The organism is Thermus neutrinimicus (assembly GCF_022760955.1).
Taxonomy (GTDB): domain Bacteria; phylum Deinococcota; class Deinococci; order Deinococcales; family Thermaceae; genus Thermus; species Thermus neutrinimicus.
The window spans coordinates 55,316-78,354 of the sequence record NZ_JAKTNU010000008.1; the positions used below are offsets into that span (position 1 = coordinate 55,316).

20 protein-coding genes and 1 CRISPR repeat array are annotated in these 23,039 nt (G+C 65.0%); of the genes, 14 read left to right on the plus strand and 6 right to left on the minus strand.

Annotated elements, in window-relative coordinates; translation table 11 throughout:
• The first annotated feature begins 13 nt into the window (after positions 1-13).
• From L0C59_RS06630 to hisH, 3 genes are read left to right on the plus strand one after another with little or no spacing between them, the layout of a single operon-like run.
• Positions 14-1,066, plus strand: a complete 1,053-nt coding sequence (locus L0C59_RS06630) for a pyridoxal phosphate-dependent aminotransferase (RefSeq protein WP_243090529.1) — start codon at positions 14-16, stop codon at positions 1,064-1,066.
• The gene (hisB, locus tag L0C59_RS06635; protein WP_243090530.1) at positions 1,059-1,643 is read left to right on the plus strand and encodes an imidazoleglycerol-phosphate dehydratase HisB; all 585 of its coding nucleotides are present in this window, start codon (positions 1,059-1,061) and stop codon (positions 1,641-1,643) included. Before L0C59_RS06630 ends, hisB begins: the two co-directional genes overlap by 8 nt.
• A 3-nt stretch (positions 1,644-1,646) precedes the next feature.
• Positions 1,647-2,243: an imidazole glycerol phosphate synthase subunit HisH gene (hisH, locus tag L0C59_RS06640; protein ID WP_243090532.1), complete on the plus strand. Its 597-nt coding sequence runs from the start codon at positions 1,647-1,649 to the stop codon at positions 2,241-2,243.
• Here the strand turns inward: hisH and L0C59_RS06645 are convergent.
• The 4 genes from L0C59_RS06645 to purE form a co-directional block, all read right to left on the minus strand.
• Positions 2,214-3,134, minus strand: coding sequence for a carbohydrate kinase family protein (locus tag L0C59_RS06645; protein WP_243090534.1), 921 nt, complete (start codon positions 3,132-3,134; stop codon positions 2,214-2,216). The two genes, hisH and L0C59_RS06645, sit on opposite strands and share 30 nt — an antisense overlap.
• 132 nt (positions 3,135-3,266) lie before the next feature.
• Positions 3,267-4,403, minus strand: a complete 1,137-nt coding sequence (locus L0C59_RS06650) for a phenylacetate--CoA ligase family protein (protein ID WP_243090536.1) — start codon at positions 4,401-4,403, stop codon at positions 3,267-3,269.
• A gap of 38 nt (positions 4,404-4,441) precedes the next feature.
• On the minus strand, positions 4,442-5,545 hold the full coding sequence (locus L0C59_RS06655) for a 5-(carboxyamino)imidazole ribonucleotide synthase (RefSeq protein ID WP_243090538.1): 1,104 nt from the start codon (positions 5,543-5,545) through the stop codon (positions 4,442-4,444).
• Positions 5,542-6,036: a 5-(carboxyamino)imidazole ribonucleotide mutase gene (purE, locus tag L0C59_RS06660; protein WP_243090539.1), complete on the minus strand. Its 495-nt coding sequence runs from the start codon at positions 6,034-6,036 to the stop codon at positions 5,542-5,544. Before purE ends, L0C59_RS06655 begins: the two co-directional genes overlap by 4 nt.
• A gap of 47 nt (positions 6,037-6,083) precedes the next feature.
• Between purE and L0C59_RS06665 the strand changes: the two genes are divergently transcribed.
• Both L0C59_RS06665 and L0C59_RS06670 read left to right on the plus strand, forming a co-directional pair.
• Positions 6,084-7,040 (plus strand): sodium-dependent bicarbonate transport family permease, encoded by a 957-nt coding sequence (locus tag L0C59_RS06665; RefSeq protein ID WP_243090542.1) that lies wholly within the window; start codon positions 6,084-6,086, stop codon positions 7,038-7,040.
• A 3-nt stretch (positions 7,041-7,043) separates the two neighbouring features.
• Entirely contained in the window at positions 7,044-7,346 is a 303-nt protein-coding gene (locus L0C59_RS06670; protein WP_243090543.1) for a P-II family nitrogen regulator, read from the plus strand.
• Here L0C59_RS06670 and L0C59_RS06675 read toward each other — a convergent pair.
• Positions 7,343-7,870, minus strand: a complete 528-nt coding sequence (locus L0C59_RS06675; protein ID WP_243090545.1) for a DedA family protein — start codon at positions 7,868-7,870, stop codon at positions 7,343-7,345. The two genes, L0C59_RS06670 and L0C59_RS06675, sit on opposite strands and share 4 nt — an antisense overlap.
• 1 nt (position 7,871) lies before the next feature.
• Complete coding sequence (locus L0C59_RS06680) at positions 7,872-8,567, minus strand: TerC family protein (RefSeq protein ID WP_243090547.1); 696 nt, start codon at positions 8,565-8,567, stop codon at positions 7,872-7,874.
• Positions 8,568-8,792: 225 nt separating this feature from the next.
• Here L0C59_RS06680 and L0C59_RS06685 point away from each other — a divergent pair, with 225 nt between their 5' ends.
• The 9 genes from L0C59_RS06685 (at position 8,793) to cas1e (ending at position 23,030) form a co-directional block, all read left to right on the plus strand.
• The gene (locus tag L0C59_RS06685) at positions 8,793-9,188 is read left to right on the plus strand and encodes a metal-sulfur cluster assembly factor (protein ID WP_243090548.1); all 396 of its coding nucleotides are present in this window, start codon (positions 8,793-8,795) and stop codon (positions 9,186-9,188) included.
• A gap of 5 nt (positions 9,189-9,193) precedes the next feature.
• A CRISPR array of direct repeats spans positions 9,194-13,436; the repeat unit is 29 nt; unit sequence CGGGCCATCCCCACGTGCGTGGGGACTAC.
• 223 nt (positions 13,437-13,659) lie between these two features.
• Complete coding sequence (locus tag L0C59_RS06690) at positions 13,660-14,628, plus strand: helix-turn-helix transcriptional regulator (RefSeq protein WP_243090549.1); 969 nt, start codon at positions 13,660-13,662, stop codon at positions 14,626-14,628.
• 9 nt (positions 14,629-14,637) lie between these two features.
• Positions 14,638-17,439, plus strand: a complete 2,802-nt coding sequence (cas3, locus tag L0C59_RS06695) for a CRISPR-associated helicase Cas3' (protein WP_243090552.1) — start codon at positions 14,638-14,640, stop codon at positions 17,437-17,439.
• A gap of 137 nt (positions 17,440-17,576) precedes the next feature.
• Entirely contained in the window at positions 17,577-19,103 is a 1,527-nt protein-coding gene (casA, locus tag L0C59_RS06700; RefSeq protein WP_243090554.1) for a type I-E CRISPR-associated protein Cse1/CasA, read from the plus strand.
• 4 nt (positions 19,104-19,107) lie between these two features.
• Positions 19,108-19,659: a type I-E CRISPR-associated protein Cse2/CasB gene (casB, locus tag L0C59_RS06705; RefSeq protein ID WP_243090555.1), complete on the plus strand. Its 552-nt coding sequence runs from the start codon at positions 19,108-19,110 to the stop codon at positions 19,657-19,659.
• Positions 19,656-20,777, plus strand: coding sequence for a type I-E CRISPR-associated protein Cas7/Cse4/CasC (gene cas7e / locus L0C59_RS06710; protein WP_243090557.1), 1,122 nt, complete (start codon positions 19,656-19,658; stop codon positions 20,775-20,777). Before casB ends, cas7e begins: the two co-directional genes overlap by 4 nt.
• 1 nt (position 20,778) lies before the next feature.
• Positions 20,779-21,540, plus strand: coding sequence for a type I-E CRISPR-associated protein Cas5/CasD (gene cas5e, locus L0C59_RS06715; RefSeq protein ID WP_243090559.1), 762 nt, complete (start codon positions 20,779-20,781; stop codon positions 21,538-21,540).
• Positions 21,515-22,132 carry a type I-E CRISPR-associated protein Cas6/Cse3/CasE gene (gene cas6e / locus L0C59_RS06720; RefSeq protein ID WP_243090561.1) on the plus strand — a complete coding sequence of 206 codons (618 nt, stop codon included), beginning with the start codon at positions 21,515-21,517 and terminating at the stop codon, positions 22,130-22,132. Before cas5e ends, cas6e begins: the two co-directional genes overlap by 26 nt.
• Before the next feature lie 13 nt (positions 22,133-22,145).
• Positions 22,146-23,030 carry a type I-E CRISPR-associated endonuclease Cas1e gene (cas1e, locus tag L0C59_RS06725; protein ID WP_243090562.1) on the plus strand — a complete coding sequence of 295 codons (885 nt, stop codon included), beginning with the start codon at positions 22,146-22,148 and terminating at the stop codon, positions 23,028-23,030.
• Positions 23,031-23,039 lie beyond the last annotated feature (9 nt).

The following is a 23,039-nucleotide window of genomic DNA, read 5'->3' on the forward strand; positions in this document are numbered from 1 at the left end:
CTATACTTGACCCATGCGGGCCTTTAAGGCACACCTCCGGGGTATCCCCCCCTATCCCTACAAGAAGGTGGAGGCCCCGGTGAAGCTGGACCAGAACGAAAGCCCCTTTGACCTTCCCCAGGCCCTGAAGGCGGAGGCCCTGAGGCGCCTGGCCCTTCTTCCCTGGAACCGGTACCCGGAGATCCACGCCGAGGCCTTGCGGCAAAGGCTTGCCGCCCAGGTGGGGTGGCCGGAGGAGGGCATCGTCCTGGCCCCGGGTTCCAACCTCCTCATCCTGGCCCTGGCGGCGGCGGCGGAGGAGGTCTTGGACGTAAGCCCCTCCTTTCCCCACTACGCCCACGCCGCCCGGGTGACGGGCACCCCTTACCGGGCCCTGCCCTTGGAGGCAGGGGAGGAGGGATTCGCCTTGCCCTTGGAGGCGCTTCTTTCCGCCTTCCAGGGCGGGGTCCTATTCCTGCCCAACCCCCACGCCCCCACGGGGGCCCTTTTCCCCGAAGAGGCCCTTTGGGCCTTGGCCGAGAGGGCCAAGGAGGTGGGGGGGCTTCTGGTGGTGGACGAGGCCTACCGGGAGTTCTCCGGCACCGACCTAAGCCTTCTGGGCCGGGGAAACCCCCATGTGGCCTTCCTGCGCACCTTCTCCAAGGCCTTTTCCCTGGGGGGGATTCGGGCTGGGTACCTGCTTGCGGCCTCGGAGGTGGCCCAGGTGGTGCGGGAGGTGCTTCCCCCCTTTGTCCTGCCCGCCCACACCGGGGCCATCCTGGAGGTGGTCCTGGAAAACCCCGGCTACGCGGAGGCGGTGGCGGCCCACGTACGGGCCGAGCGGGAGCGGGTTTATGCGGAGCTTAAGGGCCACCCCACCTGGCGGCCCTATAGGAGCTACACCAACTTCCTCCTGGTGCGCACCCCTGATGCGTCCGAGGCCTATGGCCACCTCCTTTCCCAGGGGATTCTGGTACGCCGGCAGGACCGGTACCCGGGGCTTTCGGGGTGCATCCGGGTCACGATAGGCCTTAAGGAGGAGATGGATGCCTTTTTGAAGGCGGCCTTTGAGGTGGCGTATGCGTGAGGCCACGGTGGAGCGGGCCACGGCGGAAACCTGGGTGCGGGTGCGCCTGGGCTTGGACGGGCCCACAGGGGGTGGGATCGCCACGGGCCTCCCCTTCCTGGACCACATGCTCCTGCAGCTTCAGCGGCACGGCCGCTTCCTCCTGGAGGTGGAGGCCAAGGGGGACCTCGAGGTGGACGTGCACCACCTGGTGGAGGATGTGGGCATCACCTTAGGCCAGGCCTTGAAGGAGGCTTTGGGGGAGGGAAGGGGTGTGGAACGCTACGGGGAGGCCTTTGCCCCCATGGACGAAACCCTGGTGCTTTGCGTCTTGGACCTCTCGGGGAGGCCCCACCTGGAGTATTGGCCAGAGGAGTGGCCCGTGGTGGGGGAGGCGGGAGGGGTAAACCATTACCACCTGCGGGAGTTCTTGCGGGGGTTCGTCAACCACGGCCGCCTCACCCTGCACCTAAGGCTTCTTTCCGGCAGGGAGGCCCACCACGTGCTGGAGGCCAGCTTCAAGGCCCTGGCCCGGGCCCTATCCCGGGCGACCCGGATCACGGGGGAGGGGCTTCCCAGCACCAAGGGGGTGCTTTAGGGCATGAAGGCCCTGCTCATCGACTACGGCTCGGGGAACCTCCGAAGCGCCGCCAAGGCGCTGGAGGTGGCGGGCTTCGAGGTGGCCGTCTCCTCGGACCCCCGGGCGCACCTCGAGGCCAGCCTCCTGGTCCTCCCCGGCCAGGGCCACTTCGGCCAGGTGATGCGGGCTTTCCAGGGGAGCGGCTTCGTGGAGCGGGTCCTGGCCCACGTGGAGAAGGGCCTTCCCTTCCTGGGGATCTGCGTGGGCATGCAGGTCCTGTACCCCATGAGCGAGGAGGCCCCCGGGGTTAGGGGCTTGGGCCTGGTGGAGGGGGTGGTGAGGCGCTTTACCCAAGGCCGCGTGCCCCAGATGGGGTGGAACCGGGTGCGCTTTGGCGGGGCTTTCCAGGAGCTTTCGGAGCGGCATTTCTACTTCGCCAACTCCTACTATGGCTCCCTTACCCCCTACTCCCTGGGCCGGGGGGAGTACGAGGGCATCCCCTTCACCGCCTTGCTGGCCAAGGAGAACCTCCTGGCCCCCCAGTTCCACCCGGAAAAGAGCGGGAAGGCGGGCCTGGCCTTTTTGGCCTTAGCCCACCGCTACTTCCAGGTCCTCTAGCCGGATGAGCCTGCCCTGGGCGCCGATGGCGGTGGCGGCCAAGGCCCCGGCCAGGTTGGCCAGCCTGCCCGCCTCCAAGGGGTTTTTCCCGCTCAGGATGGCGTGGGCGAAGGCGGCGGTGTAGGCGTCTCCGGACCCCGTGGAGTCCACGATGTCCTCCACGGGGAAGGGTTCGATGAGCTCCTCCCCTTCCGGGGTGACCACGATGGACCCCATGGCCCCCACCTTGATGACCAGGTGGGGGAAGCCCTCTTCCCGGAGGCGGGAAACCCCCTCGGAGAGGGAGGAGGCCTCCGTCAGGGCCAGAAGCTCCGTCTGGTTCATGAGAAGCCAGGTTACACCCCGCAGGTACCTCAGGAGCTCTTTGCCCGCCGTCCGTACCGCCCCGGTTCCCAGGTCGGCGAAGATGGGCATCTCCCGCTTTCTGGCGGCCTCGAGGACCTCCACCGCGTAGCTGCGGCTAGGCCCTCCCACCAGGGCGTAGGCGGAGAGGACCACGGCGTCCGCCTGGTCCAGGAAGCGGGGTTTGAAGAGGGAGGGGTCCAGGTAGCGGCTTGCCCCCTCGGCGCTCACCATGGCCCTTTCTCCCCCGGGCACCAGGAGGATCAGCACGGAGCTGGTGGTGTGGTCGGGGTCCTCCTGCAGGTGCCTCAGATCCACCCCCGCCTCCCGCACCCGGGACAGGGCCAGCTCGGCGAAGGGGTCCTGCCCCACCCGGCCGGCCAGGTAGACCCGGTGGCCTAGGCTGGAAAGCTGGGCCGCCAGGGTGGCCCCGGCGCCCCCCGGTTTCATCAGGGCACGGCGGGAAGGTATCTCCTCCCCCGGCTCCGGTATGCGCTCCACGAAGAAGAGCAGGTCCACAGAAACGTCGCCTACCACGAAAAACCGCATCTTGCCTCCTTCCCACAAGGCACAGGGTTTGCCCTTACTATAGCGCAAGGGCCCCGTTGCTTTGGGAGGAGCATACCCCGGGTTTATGAGAAGAGAATAACAAGCCCCGGCCCTCGAGGGCCGGGGCTCTCCTCAGAAGCGACGGTCCACCACCAGGCCGCCTTCCAGCTCCCCCACAAGCTCCACCTCGTCCACCCTCAGGCCCGTGGCCTTGGTGATGGCCTCCAAAAGCCCCGCCGGCACCTTTTCCGCCTTAAGCCGGAGGACCAGCTTGTCCGTGCCCTCCAGCTTCCGTTCCACCACCACCTGGAAGCCCTTGGGGTCCAGGCCGAATCCCCCCAGGATGGGGGCCAGCTCCGTGGGGTAGAGTTTTACCCCCTTCACCTTCACCATCTGGTCGGTGCGGCCGAAGACCCCCCGGGGCAGGACGGTGAGCCCTTCCCGCCGCTCGGCCACGGCCAGGTCCCCGGTGCGGAAGCGCACCATGGGCATGAGGGTGCGGCTTAGGGCGGTGACCACCAGCTCCCCCTTTTCCCCGTCGGGCACGGGCTTTAGGGTTTCGGGATCCAAGACCTCCAGCACCGCCATCTCCGGGATCTCCCAAAGCCCATCCTTGCTGAGCGTCTCCCCGGCCACGATCCCCAGCTCGCTGGTGCCGTAGGCGTCCAGGGCGGTGCATCCCAAAACGGCTTCCACCTTTTCCCGGAAGCCGGGGACGGAGGTGAAGGGCTCTCCCCCCGCCAGGAGCAGGGCAAACCGCCCCCCCGCCTGGCCCACCTTGAGGGCGAAGGAGGGGTTGGTGACCAGCACGTCAAAGCCATAGGCCTGGCCGACCTCGGCGATGCGGCTGGCCTCCCCCGGCCCGTGGGGGAAGACCAGGTTTCCCGCCCGCCAAAGGGCCTGATGGAAGAGCCATCCCCCGGCAAAGACGTGGTAGCTGAAGGCCACCAGCACCTTTTTCCCCGTGAGGCCGAGCCGGCGGTAGTGCTCCGCCAGGGCCTCGGTCTGGTAACGCAGGTCCTCCTGGGAAAGGTACTCGGGCATCCAGCCCATGAGGGGGCTTGGGGTCAGGTGCATGAGGCTTGCCCCTGTGGGCGGCCGGGGGTTTTCCTTAAGGTAGGCCACCCATTCCTCCCGGGTGGTGAGGGGGAGTTCCCCTAGGGTTTCCAGGGTGACCTCCTCCGGGTGGACGCCCCTAAGCTTCTCCCGGTAGACGGGGTGTTCCTTGGCCGCGCGCACCACCTCTTTGAGCCGAGCGTTCCGGTCCATAGCCTGCCTCCTTACCGCTCCCACAGGGAACACAGGGATTATACCGGTTCGGGGGCCTGGGCCAGGGCGAGGAGATGGGGAAGGTCCTGGGCCAGGTCCTCCCAGGTGTCCCGCCGCAGGGTGATGTGCCCCACCTTGCGTCCGGGGCGCACCTCCTTGCCATACCAGTGCAGGTGGGCTCCGGGGAGGGCGAGGACCTGGGCGAAGTCGGGCCTCACCCCAATGAGGTTGGCCATGGCGCTATGCCCCCGCGGGAGGGTGTTCCCCAAGGGGAGGCCCAAAAGGGCGCGGAGGTGGTTTTCAAACTGGCTGGTCTCTGCGCCTTCCAGGGTCCAGTGGCCGGAGTTGTGAACCCGGGGGGCCATCTCGTTGAAGAGGAGTTCCTCACCCACCTGGAAGAGCTCCAGGGCCAGCACGCCCACGTACCCCAAGGCCTCCATGGCCTTTTGGGCGTAGCCTTCCGCCTTTTCTTGCTGGGCTTGGGAGAGGGCGGGGGCTGGGGCCAGGGAAAGGCGCAGGATCCCCCCCTGGTGGCGGTTTTCCACCAGGGGGTAGAAGGCCACCTCCCCGGTTCGGCTCCGCACCCCCAAAAGGGAAAGCTCCCGCCCGAAGGGAACGTACCCCTCGAGGATCAATCCCCCTCCCCCCAGGCTGTGGAAGGCCCGTTCCGCCTCCTCCCATGAGGCGAGGAGGGCTTGGCCCTTGCCGTCGTACCCGCCCCTGCGGGCCTTGAGGAGGGCGGGGAAGCCCAGGGCCTCGAGGCCTTCCCTAAGCTCCCTTAGGCTATCCACCCGGCGAAAGGGCGGGGTGGGTATCCCCAGGCTTTGCATGAAGGTCTTTTCCGCAAGCCGGTCCTGGGCCACCTCCAGGGCCTTGGGCGGGGGAAGGACGGGAAGCCATTCCCCCAGGAGGCGGGCGGCCTCCACCGGCACGTTCTCAAACTCGTAGGTGACCAGTTCTAGCCCCTCGGCAAAGCGCCTAAGGGTCTTTTCCTCCAGGAAATCCCCCACCACCAGCTCCCCCACCTGCCCGGCACAGGCCTGGGGGGAGGGGTCCAGGAAGCGGAAGGAAAGGCCCAGGGGATAGCCGGCCAGGGCCAGCATCCTCCCCAGCTGGCCCCCGCCCAGGATGCCCAGCCTCATCCTTCCTCCCGGGGGTCGGGGTGGGCCAAGACGGCCTCCGTCTGGGCCTTGCGATAGGCCTCGAGGCGCTCCATCACCTCGGGGTGGGAAAGCCCCACGATGCTGGCGGCGAGCAGGGCGGCGTTCACCGCCCCCGCTTTGCCGATGGCCAGGGTTCCCACGGGGATGCCGGCGGGCATCTGCACGATGGAAAGCAGGGAATCCAGGCCCCTTAAGGCTTTGCTTTCCACCGGCACCCCGAGCACGGGCAAGGGGGTATGGGCGGCGGTCATGCCGGGAAGGTGGGCCGCCCCTCCCGCCCCGGCGATGATCACCATAAGCCCCCGCTCCTTGGCGGTCTTGGCGTACTCCGCCATCAGGTCCGGGGTACGGTGGGCGGAGACCACCCGGACCTCGTGGGGGATGCCCAGGGCTTCTAGGGTTTCCGCCGCATGGCGGAGGGTTTCCCAGTCGGACTTGGACCCCATGATGACGCCCACCAAAGGCCGCATCGTACCGGATTGTACCAAGCCCTCCCGCCCGTGGTAAAAGGCAGGCCATGGATGCCTTGGAGCTCCTTCGCCTCAACCTCCTTTCCCCCATGGTCTTGGCCTTTGCCCTGGGGATGGCGGCCCGGTTTCTCAAGAGCGACCTGGCCTTCCCCGAGGCCATGTACACGGCGCTTTCCATCTACCTGCTCTTCGCCATCGGCTTCAAAGGGGGGGTTGAACTTTCCAAAACCCCTTTGGCCACCGTGCTTCTTCCCGCCTTAGCCACCTTGGGCCTGGGGCTTTTTAGGCCTCTTTCTAGTTATGCCCTGGCCCGCCGCCTCCTGGCCCTGGGCCGGGTGGATGCGGGAGCCTTAGCCGCCCACTACGGCTCCGTTTCCGCGGTGACCTTTTTGGCGGCCCTCACCTTTGCCCAAGCCCTTGGCCACCGGCCCGAAGGGTTTTTGCCCACCCTGGTGGCCCTCTTGGAGGTGCCGGGTATCGTGGTGGCCCTCCTTATGGCCAAGCGGGGGGGTGGGAACCTGGGCGAGGCCTTCCAGGAGGTCCTCACCGGGAAGAGCGTGGTCCTCCTGGTGGGAGGGCTTCTCGTCGGGGCCCTAAGCGGGGAGGCGGGGATGGAGCGGGTAAAGCCCTTCTTTGTGGATCCCTTCTACGGGGCCCTCACCCTTTTCCTCATGGACCTGGGGATGGTGGCGGCCTCGAGGTTCGCCGCCTTAAGGCAGGTGGGCTTCCGCCTGGTCCTCTACGGAACCCTCCTCCCCCTCTTCCATGGGGCCATAGGGGTCTATGTGGCGCACCTGGTGGGGTTTTCTGCGGGTGGGGCCACCGTCTTGGGGGCCATGGCCGCCAGCAGCAGCTACATCGCCGCCCCTGCTGCCGTGCGCATCGCCCTGCCGGAGGCTAACCCCAGCCTGTATCTGACGGCCAGCCTGGCGGTAACCTTCCCCTTTAACCTGGTTTTGGGTATCCCCATCTACCACGCCTTGGCCCAATGGATAGGGGGGTGAAGCATGGACCTGGTGCCTTTGAAGCTGGTCACCATCGTGGCGGAGAGCATCCTGGAGAAGAAGCTGGTGGAGGAGATCAAGCGCCTGGGGGCCAAGGGGTACACCATCGTGCCCGCCAGGGGAGAGGGTTCCCGGGGCGTACGGAGCCTGGACTGGGAGGGGCAGAACATCCGCCTGGAAACCATCGTTCCCGAGGAGGTGGCCCTAAGGATCCTGGCCCGCTTGCAGGAGGCTTACTTCCCCCATTACGCCGTGATCGCCTACGTGGAGAACGTCTTTGTGGTGCGGGGGGAGAAGTACATCTAGGCTTTTTCGCGGCGCAGAAGGGGAAGAAGGGCGAGGAGGAGCAGGATAGGCCAAAGAAGCCAGGCGGGAAGCCTTTCCCCCAGGAAGTAGGCGAAGAGAACGAGCCCCTGGGTCCAGAGGAGGCTTCCCAAGGCGGCCAGGAGCAGGTAGGGAAACCAGGGGAAGCCCAAGGCTCCCAGCAGGAAGGGAACCGCGGTGCGCATTCCCGGCACAAAGGGGGCAAGGAGGAGGGCCGAAGGGCCAAAGCGGCTTAGGAGCCTCATGGCCCGTTCCTGGAGGCGTTTGGGAAACCGCTTTAGGGTTTGGGAACCCAGGGCCCGTCCCAGGCCGAACCCCACCCCGTGCCCCAGGTAGCTTCCCAGGAATAATAGGGGAAGTAGGGGGAAGAGGCTGAGCTTGCCCTCCCCGGCCAGGGCTCCCAAAGCCAGGAGGAGGGTATCCCCTCCGGGCACGAGGAGGCCAAAGGGGAATCCCACTTCCAAGAAGAGGAGAAGGGCCGGCAAAAGATAAGTCCAGGAGCTCATCCTACGAGGGTTGGGTTGCGGGCTTGCGCAAAGCCCAGAGGCTTCCCAGAAGGAGTACCGCCAGGATGAGGAGGCTGAAGGCCTCCTTGTCCAAGCCCACGGCCAGCTCGGGGCGGTGGAGCACCTCTTTCATGAGCTTGTCCCAACCCCCCACGAGAAGCTTCACCCCCGCAAGCCCCACCACCCCATAGGCCAGGTGCTTGAACCGGGGGTACCGGTCCAGGAGATTCACCACCAGGCTGGCCAGCATCCTGAGGGCCAGGATGCCCAGGAAGACCCCGGTGTAGATGACCCATAGCTTGTCGGAAAGGGCCACGGCCACCAGGACCGAGTCCACGGCAAAGGCCAGGTCCATGAGCTCCACCTGGGCCACCGTTTTCCAAAACTGCGCGGCGCTCACCTCCAGAGGGGGTGGGGCATGGGCTTCCTGGGGCCTGAGGAAGTGCTTCAGGGCCACGTAAAGCAGATAGGCGGCCCCCAGCGCCTGGACCCACCAGAGCTTGATGACCAAGGCGGCGAAGAAGAGGGCGAGTCCCCTGAGCACGTAGGCTCCCAGGATGCCATAGAAGAGGGCCTTGCGCCTGAGGTGAACGGGCAGCTTTTGGACGATGACCCCCAGGATGAGGGCGTTGTCCGCGGAGAGGATGACCTCGAGGGCCACCAGGATCAGGATCACCGAGAGAACACCCGCTTCCATGCACACCTCCTAAAAGAAAAAGACCACCGCCCTTGCGGTGGTCTCGCCCGGGCTTTTCGCCCCCAGCCTCCCGGGGCCTAGGCCCGTCCTGACGGGAGGCTGGTCTTGGGGCTACTCCCCAACCGGCCCTATTGTGGCACACCTCTGGCGTTTTTCCAAGGGGGTTTCCTGGGGAAGGTGAGCCCGGCTAGGCGGGGTGTTGGGGGGAGGGGTATCCTATAGAGCATGGACGAGAGGCACCGCGAGGCTTTGCCAGAGGGACAGGGGGATGCGCGGGAACCTTCCCAGGGGGAAGGGAGGGGGGACCTGCCCACCAAGGAGCAGGTCCTCGAGGCCCTGAAGGTGGTCTATGACCCCGAGATTCCCGTGAACATCGTGGACCTGGGCTTGGTCTACGACGTGGAGATCCACGAAAACGGGGTGGTGGACGTCACCATGACCCTTACCGCCATCGGCTGCCCGGCCCAGGACATGGTGAAGGCGGATGCCGAGATGGCGGTCATGCGCCTTCCTGGGGTGCAAGGGGTGAATGTGGAGTTCGTTTGGACTCCTCCCTGGACCCCTGCCAAGATGACCGAGGAAGGCAAGCGCATGATGCGCATGTTCGGGTTCAACGTCTAGGGGGCCGGGCCATCCCCACGTGCGTGGGGACTACGGTTCCCCACCTCGCCCTGCTGGATGGTAGCACGGGCCATCCCCACGTGCGTGGGGACTACGCGCTGGACCCCTTGGCCACCAGGTCGTTCATCGGGCCATCCCCACGTGCGTGGGGACTACATGCGCATCCCGGACACGGCCCACTTCCGTGTCGGGCCATCCCCACGTGCGTGGGGACTACGCGCTCTGGCTTTATGGACACGCTATTTTTGGCGGGCCATCCCCACGTGCGTGGGGACTACTCTCCGGCGGATGGCCGAAGCCCATTTCGGGACGGGCCATCCCCACGTGCGTGGGGACTACATGATGACCACCCCCAGCTCCGCCGCCAACCGCGGGCCATCCCCACGTGCGTGGGGACTACTAGCCCTCTCCAGGGCCGGGACTGCCGCCATGAGGGCCATCCCCACGTGCGTGGGGACTACGGATGGGGAGAGGAACCCACCCTGGAACGCCTCGGGCCATCCCCACGTGCGTGGGGACTACGGCCGTCCGCCGGGCGTGGCAGGTGCGGCGGGCGGGCCATCCCCACGTGCGTGGGGACTACGCTATCCGCTCCCAGGACAGCCCGGATATATCCGGGCCATCCCCACGTGCGTGGGGACTACGAGGGGTTTGACGGGGTAAAGAAGGTGCAGGTCGGGCCATCCCCACGTGCGTGGGGACTACGTGAGGCTGCGCTTCAACGAGGCGCTCTTGCGCGGGCCATCCCCACGTGCGTGGGGACTACGGGCCAGGTGCGCCTTCACAGTGCGGGTGCTCGGGCCATCCCCACGTGCGTGGGGACTACGGCTCTTCTCTTGTGGTGCAGGGCCTGCACGCCGGGCCATCCCCACGTGCGTGGGGACTACTCCGTAGCGTGGTGGGGGGAGGGAGTGGTGCGCGGGCCATCCCCACGTGCGTGGGGACTACCTTCCTGGTTTCCCTTCTTCCCCCCGTTCCTACGGGCCATCCCCACGTGCGTGGGGACTACACGCAGATAGGGGGGCGGACCCCCATAGCACTCGGGCCATCCCCACGTGCGTGGGGACTACATCCCCAAACCCAGCTCAGCGATGCCGCTATTCGGGCCATCCCCACGTGCGTGGGGACTACCCTTTCCCCTGTTCACCACAATGAAGCTAGGAAGGGCCATCCCCACGTGCGTGGGGACTACACTCAGGGCCTGCGGGGAGGTGGGGGCGGAGCCGGGCCATCCCCACGTGCGTGGGGACTACGCAGCCAGGGCCCACGCCGCAGCCGCATACGCCGGGCCATCCCCACGTGCGTGGGGACTACGAGGCCCTGAGGAACCTCGAGGAGGCCAAGGACGGGCCATCCCCACGTGCGTGGGGACTACGGCCGAAGGGCCTTAATCCGATTGAATGCCTCTTGCGGGCCATCCCCACGTGCGTGGGGACTACAGCCGGACGCCCCGCTTGCGGGCCCAGAAGGTCGGGCCATCCCCACGTGCGTGGGGACTACGTACCGTGGCTAAACTGCCTCCAGTCATCGGCCGGGCCATCCCCACGTGCGTGGGGACTACCTCCACCACCGGGGAGAGGCCAGGAAGGGCATCGGGCCATCCCCACGTGCGTGGGGACTACGCGCCCAGTAGGTAGGCCAGCAGGGCGTTTTGCGGGCCATCCCCACGTGCGTGGGGACTACCCCTGGGGTTTCAGGGTTTCCTGGGGTTTGGGCGGGCCATCCCCACGTGCGTGGGGACTACGCAGTCCGCAGTGCCGGGGATGCATCTGCAACAGGGCCATCCCCACGTGCGTGGGGACTACAAGCAGCTAATCGGCATTTTGGCGTTCGGTTCCGGGCCATCCCCACGTGCGTGGGGACTACCGCCGGTTCGCCCCCCCTACGCGGGCCCGCACCGGGCCATCCCCACGTGCGTGGGGACTACCGGCTCCAGGGTGCCCTCCAGGATATCCCCCCCGGGCCATCCCCACGTGCGTGGGGACTACTGGTGGAGCGGGGGGACCTCGAACCCCTTCGTCGGGCCATCCCCACGTGCGTGGGGACTACGACTGGGCGCTCCCCACGAGCTCCAGGCGGTACGGGCCATCCCCACGTGCGTGGGGACTACAAGGGTTAGTAGGTGCGCCGTTAGCCACGCTCCGGGCCATCCCCACGTGCGTGGGGACTACTAGGGCGTCTTCCATCGCCCAAGCCCTCCTCTCCGGGCCATCCCCACGTGCGTGGGGACTACTGCGGACCCGCTTCATCTCTCCCCCTAAGCCACGGGCCATCCCCACGTGCGTGGGGACTACACCCAGATCCTGAGCAGGGGCCAGTTGAGCCCCGGGCCATCCCCACGTGCGTGGGGACTACGTGCGCCAAAAGGCCGGCCACAAGGAGGATGACGGGCCATCCCCACGTGCGTGGGGACTACGGGCAGAGGAACGGCGGCGGGAGATAGTCCGGCGGGCCATCCCCACGTGCGTGGGGACTACCAGGTGGCCAGAGGCGGCCCACGCGCGAAGCGCGGGCCATCCCCACGTGCGTGGGGACTACGCGGATCCCAGGGGTCCCGGGTCCGCGCCACTAGGGCCATCCCCACGTGCGTGGGGACTACAACTCTGGTGGCTTTAGGGAAGAGGATTTTGGCGGGCCATCCCCACGTGCGTGGGGACTACAGGGTGAGTTCAAGTGGGAGCGCCCCGGAGACCGGGCCATCCCCACGTGCGTGGGGACTACTACGTTTGACGTGCCCCAGATTTCCTTTGCCACGGGCCATCCCCACGTGCGTGGGGACTACTTTGGGCGACAGGCCCAAAACCGACGAAAGGTCGGGCCATCCCCACGTGCGTGGGGACTACACGGAGGGATGAGGTATGAGAACGTACAAGATCTACGGGCCATCCCCACGTGCGTGGGGACTACCTTCCGCTAGGCCCAGAATCTCGGGCTCCAGCCGGGCCATCCCCACGTGCGTGGGGACTACGGTGATCCCCTCCCGAAAGGAGGGGATTCCCCAGGGCCATCCCCACGTGCGTGGGGACTACAAGCTCGTGGCTCGACGAGAATCGCCTTTGGCCGGGCCATCCCCACGTGCGTGGGGACTACGGCTCGGCGGGGTTGAAGTAGGCCAAAATCCTCGGGCCATCCCCACGTGCGTGGGGACTACAGTCGGCTGGCACTTTCAGAAAGCTTCTCCAGCGGGCCATCCCCACGTGCGTGGGGACTACCTTCAACGGGTCAATCGCGGAGGGATTTTAGGCGGGCCATCCCCACGTGCGTGGGGACTACGTAAGCTCCTCTTCCCCCCACGGCTGCCTATCCGGGCCATCCCCACGTGCGTGGGGACTACCTGTACGCCGTGGGGAACGCCGCTTTCCGTCGCGGGCCATCCCCACGTGCGTGGGGACTACCCTGCAGTGGAGCACTGCCCCGCAGAGCAGCAGGGCCATCCCCACGTGCGTGGGGACTACCCGGGGAGGGGGCGGACGGAGAAGGAGGGGGCCGGGCCATCCCCACGTGCGTGGGGACTACGGGCGCCTCTGGGCGGCCGTAGAAGCGGCTGTAGGGCCATCCCCACGTGCGTGGGGACTACAATGGGGCGGAAATGCATGGTGAAGCCAGAATAGGGCCATCCCCACGTGCGTGGGGACTACCTAGGGGCGTGGCTGATCTCCGAGGCCCAGGCGGGCCATCCCCACGTGCGTGGGGACTACAGAAACAGGACCACGGAGATGTCAACTCCGCCCGGGCCATCCCCACGTGCGTGGGGACTACTTTCCTACGGTGATGCTGTCGGGCCGATTCAGCTGGGCCATCCCCACGTGCGTGGGGACTACGGGATGTCGTACATGAACACCAGTCTAAACAGCGGGCCATCCCCACGTGCGTGGGGACTACGTCTGCCACGTACTCCGGCCAGTGGCGCACACCGGGCCATCCCCACGTGCGTGGGGACTACAGGGCCTTCAGCCGCAACGGCTTTGGGGGCACCGGGCCATCCCCACGTGCGTGGGGACTACTAGCGGGCGGAGAGGGGCAGAAACCTCGCAACCGGGCCATCCCCACGTGCGTGGGGACTACTCGTGGTCCAGTCTCTGGCTTCAGACATCATCCGGGCCATCCCCACGTGCGTGGGGACTACTTTCCAGCGGCGAGGGCTGAGGCGGCCCCGGCGGGCCATCCCCACGTGCGTGGGGACTACTAACAATACCCGCTGAGCTTCGGGCTAGTGAGTCGGGCCATCCCCACGTGCGTGGGGACTACACATGACCCAGACAGCAAAAACGCCCGCTGACCCCCCTCTATGTCTTTTAAATGCAAAAAGTCTAGGGAGTGTTAGGTGATGAAAGGGGGTTTTCCCCATGGAGGGCCTCGGAGGTTTGGGTTTTCAAGTTCCCCTCCCGGTACCTGACCAAGACTTCCCCATGGAACATCCCGCCTACCGGGCAGCCTCAGTATACAGCAACCGGGTTACAATGTCTCCAGGATGGACCCCTTGCCCAAGGCAGAGCGCCTCTTGTCCATGGTGGAACGCCTGAAGCTAAGGCCCCACCGTGTGGCCGAGCTAAGCCAGTATTACGGCGTCAGCCAACGCACAGTAGAGCGGGACCTCGAGGCCCTGGCCCAGTTCGGCTTCCCCATTGAACGCATGGGGCGCGGCCTTTACCGCATAGCCGATCGCCAACCCACCCTTCATCCCATAGAAGCCCTTGCGCTTTTTGCCGCTGGGCGGCTTCTTTATCACCAGGCCCCCACCCGGCAATACGAAAGCGCCTTGGAAAAGTTGGCCAGAATGTTGCCCGAGCCCCTGCGGACCCTTTTGCTGAAAAGTACCAGCGGCTTGAAGGAGCGGCAGGGGGACTCGCGCACCCTCGAGATGGTGGCACGGGCCCTGTTGGAGCGTCGGGTTCTGGCGTTTGAGTATCGCTCGGGCGGCTCAAAGAACTGGCGGCCCAAGGAGGTCCTGGTCTACTTCCTCGAGGCCAACCGCACCAACCTGGGCCTCTACGCCATCGGGTACGAGCGCACGTACCACCGCCAGGTCCTAACCTTCAAGCTTTCCCGTATGCGCAACACCCGGCTCCTGGAAGAAACCTACGAGCTCCCAGAGGACTTTGACCCAAACGCCTACTTCCGCCAGGCCTGGGGAGTGGTGGGGGCCCGTGAGGACCTGGTGGAGATCCAGCTACGCTTCACGCCGGAGGCCGCCTGGCGGGTCCTCGAGGGGGACTACCCTGGCTTGGAGGTATACAGACGCCTCCCCGACGGAAGCCTCCTCGCCAGGCTTAAGGCGGTTCCCTTTAAGAATGGGGTGCCTTGGGAAGTCCTTTCCTGGATCCAAAGCTTCGGCCCCAGGGTGGAGGTGCTGGCCCCCCCTGAGCTCCGTAGCCTGTGGTTGGAGGAGGTCCGGCAGATTTTGGCAAAAGCGTCAACGGGTGTCGGCGCGCAAGGATAACATGGACCTATGGATATCGCGGTAGCAGCTCTAAACCTTTGGGCCAAGAGCGGGGATCCGTTTCATCCATTGCTTGCCCACATGCTGGACACGGCGGCGGTGGCCTGGGCCATCCTGGAAAGGGAGCCCGGCCGTACCCGGAAGCTTTACGCCGCAGACTGGGAGTTGGGGGAAGAGGAGGCCTTGCGTTGGGTGGCTTTCCTGGCGGGGCTTCATGATCTGGGCAAGGCTAGCCCGGTTTTCCAGGCTGCCTGGGAGGAAGGCGCCCAGCGGGTCTGGGACTCCGGCCTCACCTGGAACCGGGAGCTGGTAAAGGAAAGCTGGGTGGCCCATGGGGTCTTCACCGAACTCTATGTCAAGGAGGCTTTAGAAGCCCTGAAGTTGCCCGACCATATATCGTTCAAAATCGCCAAGGCCCTGGGAGCGCACCACGGGTTTTTGCCTCGAGGGGATGAACTCAGGAAGGGCCGGCTCCACGTGAGGGTGGAAGAGGCCCTTTGGAAGGAGGTGAGGAACCACCTGGTGCAAAGGCTGGCGAAGAGCCTGGGGCTGGCCTTGCCCCTGGGGGTAGGGGTGAGGGACCTTGCCGAACCCGGCGCGCTTCGGGTGATGGCCTTGGCCTCCTTCGCCGACTGGATCGCCTCAGACCCCAATTTCTTCCCCTATGGCAGAAACCCCGCGCATGAGGGTTACTGGCAAGAGGCCTTATCCCTGGCCAGGAAGGCCCTCGAGGCGCTCCCCTGGCCTAGCCTGCAACCAGGGGGTGTCCGCCCCTTTGAAGAGCTTTTCCCTTCCCTTCTTCCAAACCCTCTGCAGGCCAGCGTGGTGGAGGCTTTGGGGGCCTCTTTCCAGGAACCCACCCTCCTTCTGGTGGAAGCCCCCATGGGCCTTGGGAAGACCGAGGCGGCCCTCTATGCTTACCACGTGCTCCGGGAACAACTGGACCATCGGGGCCTGTACGTGGCCTTGCCCACCCAGGCCACGGCCAATGGCCTGTTTTCCCGGGTGAGGGATTTTCTGGAGAATCTGGCGGTTGGCCAACGGTGGGAGCTCCAGCTTCAGCATGGTGCTGCCCCCCTTAACCCCCTATACGCCGAGCTCCAGGAGAAGGCCATGCCCACAAAGGTTTACGAGGATGGGCGTGGGGAAGAGGGAGGGGTGGCCGCTTCCGCCTGGTTTTCCGCCAAGAAAAGGGCCATGCTGGCGGGCCACGGGGTGGGCACCCTGGACCAGGCGCTCCTGGGCGTGCTCAGGGTCAAGCATCATTTCATCCGCCTTTGGGGCTTGATGAACCGCGTCGTGGTCCTGGACGAGGTGCACGCCTACGACACCTATACCTCGGGCCTCCTCAAGTCCCTGCTTACCTGGCTTAAGGCCCTGGGATCCAGCGTGGTGCTCATGACGGCCACCCTTCCCCAGGCCAAGCGGGAGGAGCTCCTCAGGGCGTGGCTGGGCGACGGCCAGGGGAACCCCTCCCTTTCCCTTCCCCCATACCCCAGGGTTTGCGCCTTCGGCCAAGGGGGTATGGTGGCAGGGCGGACCTTTACGTTGGAAGGGAAAACCCTTCTCCTCGAGGCGGCCCCTGTGGAGGTTAGGGAGCTGGCCGATGCGCTGAAAGCCCGTTTGCCAGGGGTGGTGGGCGCCATTGTGAACACGGTGGACCGGGCACAAAACCTCTATCAGGCCCTGGGTGAGGGGGCAAGGGTCACCCTGGAAGAACTTTTGGAGGGTTTGGGACCGGGGCCAAACGGGGGTACCTGGCCCGACCTCATGGAGATCAAGGGGGAAAAGGGGCAGGAGATCGTGGGCAAACGCTTGGCGGACGGCACGTGGGTCTTTCTTCTCCACGCCCGTTTTCCTGCAGAGGAGCGGGCCTTGCGGGAGGCCATTGCCCTAGCCCTTTTTGGCAAGCACGGGCCCCGGCCAGAAAAGGCCATCCTGGTAGCCACCCAGGTGGCGGAGCAAAGCCTGGACCTGGACTTTGACTACCTCTATTCGGACCTGGCCCCCATAGACCTGCTCCTGCAGCGGGCAGGGCGGCTCCACCGCCACCCTCGGCGGAGGCCCGAGGGCCACGAGAAGCCCGTTTTGGGGGTGGGCGGCTTGGCGGGAAGCAAGGGGGAAGATGGTCCCTCCTTCGGCGGAGAACTTCACTGGGATAAGGTTTATGAGGATTACGTGTTGCTTTCCACCTGGTTTTCCCTCAAGGGTAGGGACCAGGTGGCCCTGCCCCAGGACCTCGAGGGGCTCTTGCAAGAGGTTTACGAACGCCTCCCTGAGGTCTTTCCCCAAGGCTTACGGGCCCGGGCCCAGAAGGCGTATGAGAAGCTTCGGGAGCGGGCGATGAAGGATAGCAGGATAGCGGAAAACCTCGCCCTAGCCCGCCTGGAAAGACTCCTCAGCGGGGTGGATGCCGCCGCCTTGGTGGCTGGCTTGGGCCTGGACGACGAGGAGGAAAAGCGCGAAACCCAACGCTTGCTCACCCGCTTGGGGGACCCGGCCGTGTCCGTGGTGCCCTTGTACCGCCAAAAGGAGGGGTGGTCCTTGGACCCCGAGGGGAGGCATCCTGCCAGGCTCGAGGGGCAACTCCAGGGGGATGAGGTCCTGGCCCTGTGGAGCCGGGCCGTGCGCCTTTCCCGCCACCCCATTCCCCGGAGCCTTTGGGATGAGGATCCGCCCCCAGCTTGGCATAAAAGCGGGCTCCTCCGGGGGCTAAGGCTCTTGGAGGTGGGGCGCACCTTCCCCCTGGAGAAAGGGGCTTTAAGGGTGGAGCTGGACCCTGAGCTTGGGGTGGTGTACCGCCGTGTTTAAATCCGTCAGCGGATGTCGGCATGAGCCCGTACGCTTCCCTTTAGAGAGGGCGGCTTCGCAGTGGGGTCCGGGATGCCCTGTCCCAAAAGCCGAAGTGGGGCCCTCTCGCAGGGCCGAAGCAGGGAGGAGGTGAGCCTGTGGCGAAGTTTAACCTCTTAGAGGAGCCGTGGATTCCCGTTTTGCAGCAAGGGAGGGTTGTGGAAGTGGGGGTGGAAAAGGCGCTCCTAGACGCCCACACCATCGCCCGCATCGAGACCCCTTCCCCCCTCGAGGAGGCTGCCCTACACCGGCTCCTCTTGGCGGTACTCTACCGTGTCCTTTCCCCAAAGGGGGGATGTGATGCCAAGGACCTCCTGGCCCAGGGAAGGTTGGATTCCCATGCCCTCGAGGCGTACCTGGCTCAGGTTCGCGACCGCTTTTACCTCTTTCACGATACCGCCCCCTTTCTCCAGATCCCCGACCTTCCCCAAGAGGATCTCCTTCCCTGGAGCAAGCTTCTTCCCCAACTGGCCAGCGGCAACAACCCCACCCTTTTTGACCACTCGGTGGACGATAATCCCCCCCTCATTTCCTATGCGGAAGCAGCCCGGGCCCTTTTGGTCCACCAGGCCTTTGCACCCGGAGGGCTCTTGCGGAGAATGGGAGTCACCTCCGCAAAAGACGCCCCCCTTGCCCGGCCGGCGGTATTTCTGGTGGAGGGCGAGAACCTATTCCAAACCCTAATCCTGAACCTGGTGCCGCAGGAGGATTCTGGCTTGCCCATTTGGGAACGCCCCCCACTTACCGCCAAAGACATTCATGGCTATGCCACCAAGTGGCCCCTGGAGGGGACAAGCTTGGTGTACGCGTGGCCGAGCCGAGGGGTCCTCTACCTGGATGAAGGGAATGGCGTCAGGTGGATGGCCTATGGCCCAGGGGTTGAGCCCCTGGATGTGGCATGGCGGGATCCCATGGTGGCCTACCGCATGGACCAGAAGGGAAACCTCCTGACCCTGCGCCTCAGCATGGAGCGTAGCTTCTGGCGGGATTTCGGGGCGATGCTACCTGCTGCTGGTGGCGTGATCCCTTCCGTCATGGAGCATGCAATAGAACTCCTGGACTACGACACCCCCTCGCTTCGCGTCCTTGGACAGGTTTCAGACCAAGCCAAGATCCTGGACATTCGCCGGGAGGTGTATCCGTTCCCCCAGGACATGTTTACGCCAGAGGGAACCGTTTGGCTTCAGGAGGCCCTAAAACTTGCGGAGGGTACGGCCAAGGGGCTTGAAGGGGTGGCTTGGGCGCTAGCCCGAGGGGTCTTGGGGGATCGTGACGCCAAAGAACGGGAAAACTTTGTCAACTCCTTGCCCCTCATGCGGCTCTATTGGCATCAGCTGGACCTGGATTTCCCAAAGTTCCTTGACCGGTTGGGAAAGCCTGATTCGCTTGATTTTTGGCGGGAGCGCCTTGGGGATGCAGCTAGCCGCGCTTGGGGTGAGACCCGGCGCTTTGTGGGCACGGAGGGCAGGCACCTCAAGGCGCTTGCAGGGGCGGATATGAGCTTTGCTGAGGTTTTGGCCAGCTTACAGAAAGCGGCCCCTTCCAGGGAAGGAGGCCCCAAAGATGCCTTGACCGGTCAGCCCCAGGAGGGGCTATCCGGCGGGGCAAACGCGCGGAGGAGGTGATGGGATGGAGGAAAACAAAACCAGGGGAAAACGGTTTGTGGACTGGTTGGAGAGCCTGAGAAAAGGCTCCTCTTGGCCGGCTGCCCGGGCTGCCCTCAGACGGAGCCTGGCCTTTAGGCCAGGAGCCTACCCCCCGGCCATGCCCTATGTGGAACCCTTTGTGCAACATGAAGGGGAAGAGGGCTGGAAGCGGAACGCCTACTACTTGGTGGCCAGCCTTTATGCGTTAAAGGACGGCGAGCACGGGACGGGACGCTCCTTGGCGCGAGCCCTCTACGAGGCCCAGAAGCAACGGGATTCGCAAAGCATTGAAAAACGTTTCCTGGCGCTTCTGGATGCCGATGAGGATCAGATCGCCTATCGCCTGCGCCAGGCGGTGCTCCTTGTGGAGGGGAAGTTGGACTTTGGCCAGCTACTGGACCACCTTGTCTCCTGGTTCCATCCGGACAGGTGGGTTCAGGCGCGGTGGGCAAGGGAGTTTTATGGCGCAAAGCAGGGTAAGGAGGAGGCTTTGCCTGAAGGGCAGGCCTCTTTGAAGGAGGAGGTGGCGGAATGAAGCTGTTGGAACTTCACGTGATTCAGACGGTGGCCCCTAGCAACCTGAACCGGGACGACACGGGAAGCCCCAAGGATGCCCTCTTTGGAGGTTTCCGGCGGGCCCGTATTTCCAGCCAGTCCCAGAAGCGGGCGGTGCGGGTGGCATTTCGGGAATGGCCTCTCCTTTCGGAAGAGGAACGGGCGGTTCGGACGAAGCGTTTGGTAGAGGCACTTTTGCAAAGGCTTTCCGGCATAGATGAGAATAGGGCCCGCTTGGCGGTGGAAAACGCCCTGAACGCTTTGGGCTTCAACGTGAAGGACGGAGGGCGAACGGAATACCTCCTCTTCCTGGGCGAGGGGGAGATTGCCCGGCTTGCGGATCTCATCCGGGAAAACCTCGAGGCCCTTACCGCCAATCCGGCAAAGGGCAAAAAGGGAGCGGAGGTGAGCGGGGACCTAAAGAAGGCCCTGGAAAAGGTTTTAGATGGCGGGAAGGCGGTGGATCTGGCCCTTTTTGGCCGCATGCTGGCGGATCGTCCCGAGCTAGGGGTGGATGCTGCTGCGCAGGTGGCCCACGCGCTTTCCACCCACAAGGTGGACCGGGAGTTTGACTTTTACACCGCCGTGGACGACCTGAACCCCAAGGAGGACACCGGCGCAGGGATGATGGGGGATGTGGAGTTCTACTCCGCCACCCTGTACCGCTATGCGGTGGTCAACCTGGACCAGCTCCTTTCCAACCTGCAAGGGGATGTGGACCTGGCCATCAAGGGTCTCCTGGCTTTCCTGGAAGCCTTTGCTCTAACTTTGCCCTCCGGTAAGCAGAACTCCTTTGCCGCCCATAACCCTCCCCTTTTCGTGGCCTTCCGGGCGGGGGTGGGATTACCCCGCAACCTGGCCACGGCCTTTGAGAGTCCCATCCGGCCCACGGACAGCAAACCCATCTCCGCCCTTTCCGTGGAGGCCTTGGTCAAGGAATGGGCTAAGTTTGATAAGGTCTTTGGCCCCTTGAACCCGGAGTGGAAGGCCGCCTTAACCTTGGTGGAGGCGAAGGTGGACCACATTCCGGTGAAGGAAAGTTTAGCTGAGCTGCGAAGCGCGGCCGAACAAGCTGCACGGAAGCTCCTTGGAGGCTAAAATGCCCACGCTCCTCCTGCGGCTACAGGGACCCATGCAGTCTTGGGGTACCCGGAGCCGGTTTGACCACCGGGATACCTGGCCTTACCCCACCAAAAGCGGGGTCTTGGGGCTTTTGGCGGCAGCCCTTGGTCGGGACCGGGAGGATGACATCTCCGACCTGGCCTCCTTGCGCCTGGGGGTCCGGGTGGATAAGCGGGGGGTGTTGCGTGTGGACTACCAGACGGCCCAGGGCATCTTGCCCGCAAGCGGCAAGGGCAAGGTGAACGTGCAGAGCTGGCGGTACTACCTTTCCGATGCCGCTTTCCTGGTGGGCCTCGAGGGCCCTCGGGACCTCCTGCAAAAGGTGCAGGAATCCCTCCTTAACCCCCGGTACGTGTTGTACCTGGGCCGTAAGGGCTATGTTCCTAGCCCCCCTCCCTACCTTGGCGACGGCCTGCGGGACGAACCCCTCGAGGAGGCCCTGCGGGGATACCCTTACCTTCTTGCCCAAAAACCCCAGGAGGACCTTCTCTTGGTCCTCGAGGTACGGGCTTCGCCCGTGACCGAGGTACGGGCTTCGCCCGTGACCGAGGTACGGGCTTCGCCCGTGACCGAGGCCAGCCAGGTAAGGTTGGTTTACGACCAGCCCATCGCCCCTTTTGCCAAGCGCCGCTTCGGAGTCCGGTACGTTCGCGAGGTTCTGATCCCCAAGGAGGCTGTCCCCTTGAGGTCAGAGCCAGCCAAGGAGCTCGAGGATGTGGATCAGCAAGCTGGTGCTTAACCCCCGTTCCAAAGAGGCCCGTCGGGACCTGGCTAGTCCCTACGAGATGCACAGAACCCTCTCTCGGGCAGTGTCCCTGCCCCTTAAGGAGGGGCAGGAAAGGCTTTTGTGGCGCTTGGAGCCCACCCGCTCCCTGGATGCCCCCGTGGTTCTGGTGCAGACCCTTAATCCCCCGGACTGGAGCGTTTTGGCAGAGGGTTATGCCACGGTCTACCCTCCGAAGCCCTTCCAGCCCGCCTTGCGAGAGGGCCAGGTGTTCCGCTTCCGCCTACGGGCCAACCCCAGCAAGCGCTCCCGGGAGAAGGGGGACAGGGTGGCCCTAAAGACCCGGGAGGAGAAGCTGGCCTGGCTAGCCCGCAAGCTGGAAGAGGGGGGGTTCCGGTTGCCCTCTGAGAGGGGCCAACCTCTGGCGGTGATCCGACAGGATACCTTCCTAGAGGTGAGAAAACGGGGCCATCTTCTTCAGGTCCAGGCGGTTCTCTTTGAGGGGACCCTCGAGGTGCTGGACCCGCAAAAGGCCTTAGAGTCCCTTAAGAGGGGGATTGGTCCAGGAAAGGCCCTAGGACTAGGCCTACTCTCCCTTCACCCATAATCCAAAGCTGGTCATGCCCCCGGTGCCCAATGCCCGCAACCTGAAGGAGCTTCCCAAGTTCCGGGATGGTCTTTCCTACCTCTACGTGGAGCACGCTTTCATCGAGCAGGAAGCCCAGGGCATCGGGGTCTATGACCAACACGGCCTGACCCTGGTGCCGGTGGCGTCCTTGGGCGTCCTCTTCTTGGGGCCGGGAACCCGCATCACCCATGCCGCCATCCGAGCCCTGGCGGGAAACGGGTGCACGGTGGCTTGGGTGGGGGAAGGTTTTGCCAGGTTTTATGCCCAAGGGCTGGGGGATACCAGGAGTTCCCTTAGGCTTCAGCGGCAAGCCAAGGCTTGGGCCGACCCCAAACTTCACCTAGAGGTGGTGTTCCGGTTATATCAAAAACGCTTCCAAGAGCCCTTGCCACCCAACCTTACTTTGGAACAGGTCCGGGGGCTTGAAGGCGTACGGGTGAGGGCGGCCTATGCCCGTTGGAGCCGGGAAACGGGGGTGCCTTGGTACGGGCGGTCCTATGACCGCAGGAACTGGGGCGCCTCTGACCCGGTGAACCGTGCCCTTTCCGCAGGGGCTGCCTACCTTTATGGCCTGGCCCACGCGGCCATCGTATCCAGCGGGTTTAGCCCGGCCCTGGGCTTCATCCACACGGGTAAGTTGCTGTCCTTTGTGTACGACGTGGCGGACCTATACAAAACCGAGGTGCTGGTGCCAGCTGCCTTCTTAACCGTGGCCGAGAGCGAGCTGGAGGTGGAAAGGCGGGTGCGGCAAACGTTGAGGGACCAGATTCTTGGGGCCCGCCTCTTGGAGCGGATGGTGGAGGACCTCCTTTGGCTTTTCTCGGGTTTGGAGCTTGCGCCCCTAAGTTTGTACACTATGCTTCCCTCCTGCATGTGAGCCCTCAAT

Coding starts and splice junctions, on each gene's coding strand:
- L0C59_RS06630 (WP_243090529.1), top strand. CDS start 14: ATGCGGGCCTTTAAGGCACACCTCCGGGGTATCCCCCCCTATCCCTAC.
- hisB (WP_243090530.1), top strand. CDS start 1,059: ATGCGTGAGGCCACGGTGGAGCGGGCCACGGCGGAAACCTGGGTGCGG.
- hisH (WP_243090532.1), top strand. CDS start 1,647: ATGAAGGCCCTGCTCATCGACTACGGCTCGGGGAACCTCCGAAGCGCC.
- L0C59_RS06645 (WP_243090534.1), bottom strand. CDS start 3,134: ATGCGGTTTTTCGTGGTAGGCGACGTTTCTGTGGACCTGCTCTTCTTC.
- L0C59_RS06650 (WP_243090536.1), bottom strand. CDS start 4,403: ATGGACCGGAACGCTCGGCTCAAAGAGGTGGTGCGCGCGGCCAAGGAA.
- L0C59_RS06655 (WP_243090538.1), bottom strand. CDS start 5,545: ATGAGGCTGGGCATCCTGGGCGGGGGCCAGCTGGGGAGGATGCTGGCC.
- purE (WP_243090539.1), bottom strand. CDS start 6,036: ATGCGGCCTTTGGTGGGCGTCATCATGGGGTCCAAGTCCGACTGGGAA.
- L0C59_RS06665 (WP_243090542.1), top strand. CDS start 6,084: ATGGATGCCTTGGAGCTCCTTCGCCTCAACCTCCTTTCCCCCATGGTC.
- L0C59_RS06670 (WP_243090543.1), top strand. CDS start 7,044: ATGGACCTGGTGCCTTTGAAGCTGGTCACCATCGTGGCGGAGAGCATC.
- L0C59_RS06675 (WP_243090545.1), bottom strand. CDS start 7,870: ATGAGCTCCTGGACTTATCTTTTGCCGGCCCTTCTCCTCTTCTTGGAA.
- L0C59_RS06680 (WP_243090547.1), bottom strand. CDS start 8,567: ATGGAAGCGGGTGTTCTCTCGGTGATCCTGATCCTGGTGGCCCTCGAG.
- L0C59_RS06685 (WP_243090548.1), top strand. CDS start 8,793: ATGGACGAGAGGCACCGCGAGGCTTTGCCAGAGGGACAGGGGGATGCG.
- L0C59_RS06690 (WP_243090549.1), top strand. CDS start 13,660: ATGGACCCCTTGCCCAAGGCAGAGCGCCTCTTGTCCATGGTGGAACGC.
- cas3 (WP_243090552.1), top strand. CDS start 14,638: ATGGATATCGCGGTAGCAGCTCTAAACCTTTGGGCCAAGAGCGGGGAT.
- casB (WP_243090555.1), top strand. CDS start 19,108: ATGGAGGAAAACAAAACCAGGGGAAAACGGTTTGTGGACTGGTTGGAG.
- cas7e (WP_243090557.1), top strand. CDS start 19,656: ATGAAGCTGTTGGAACTTCACGTGATTCAGACGGTGGCCCCTAGCAAC.
- cas5e (WP_243090559.1), top strand. CDS start 20,779: ATGCCCACGCTCCTCCTGCGGCTACAGGGACCCATGCAGTCTTGGGGT.
- cas6e (WP_243090561.1), top strand. CDS start 21,515: ATGTGGATCAGCAAGCTGGTGCTTAACCCCCGTTCCAAAGAGGCCCGT.
- cas1e (WP_243090562.1), top strand. CDS start 22,146: ATGCCCCCGGTGCCCAATGCCCGCAACCTGAAGGAGCTTCCCAAGTTC.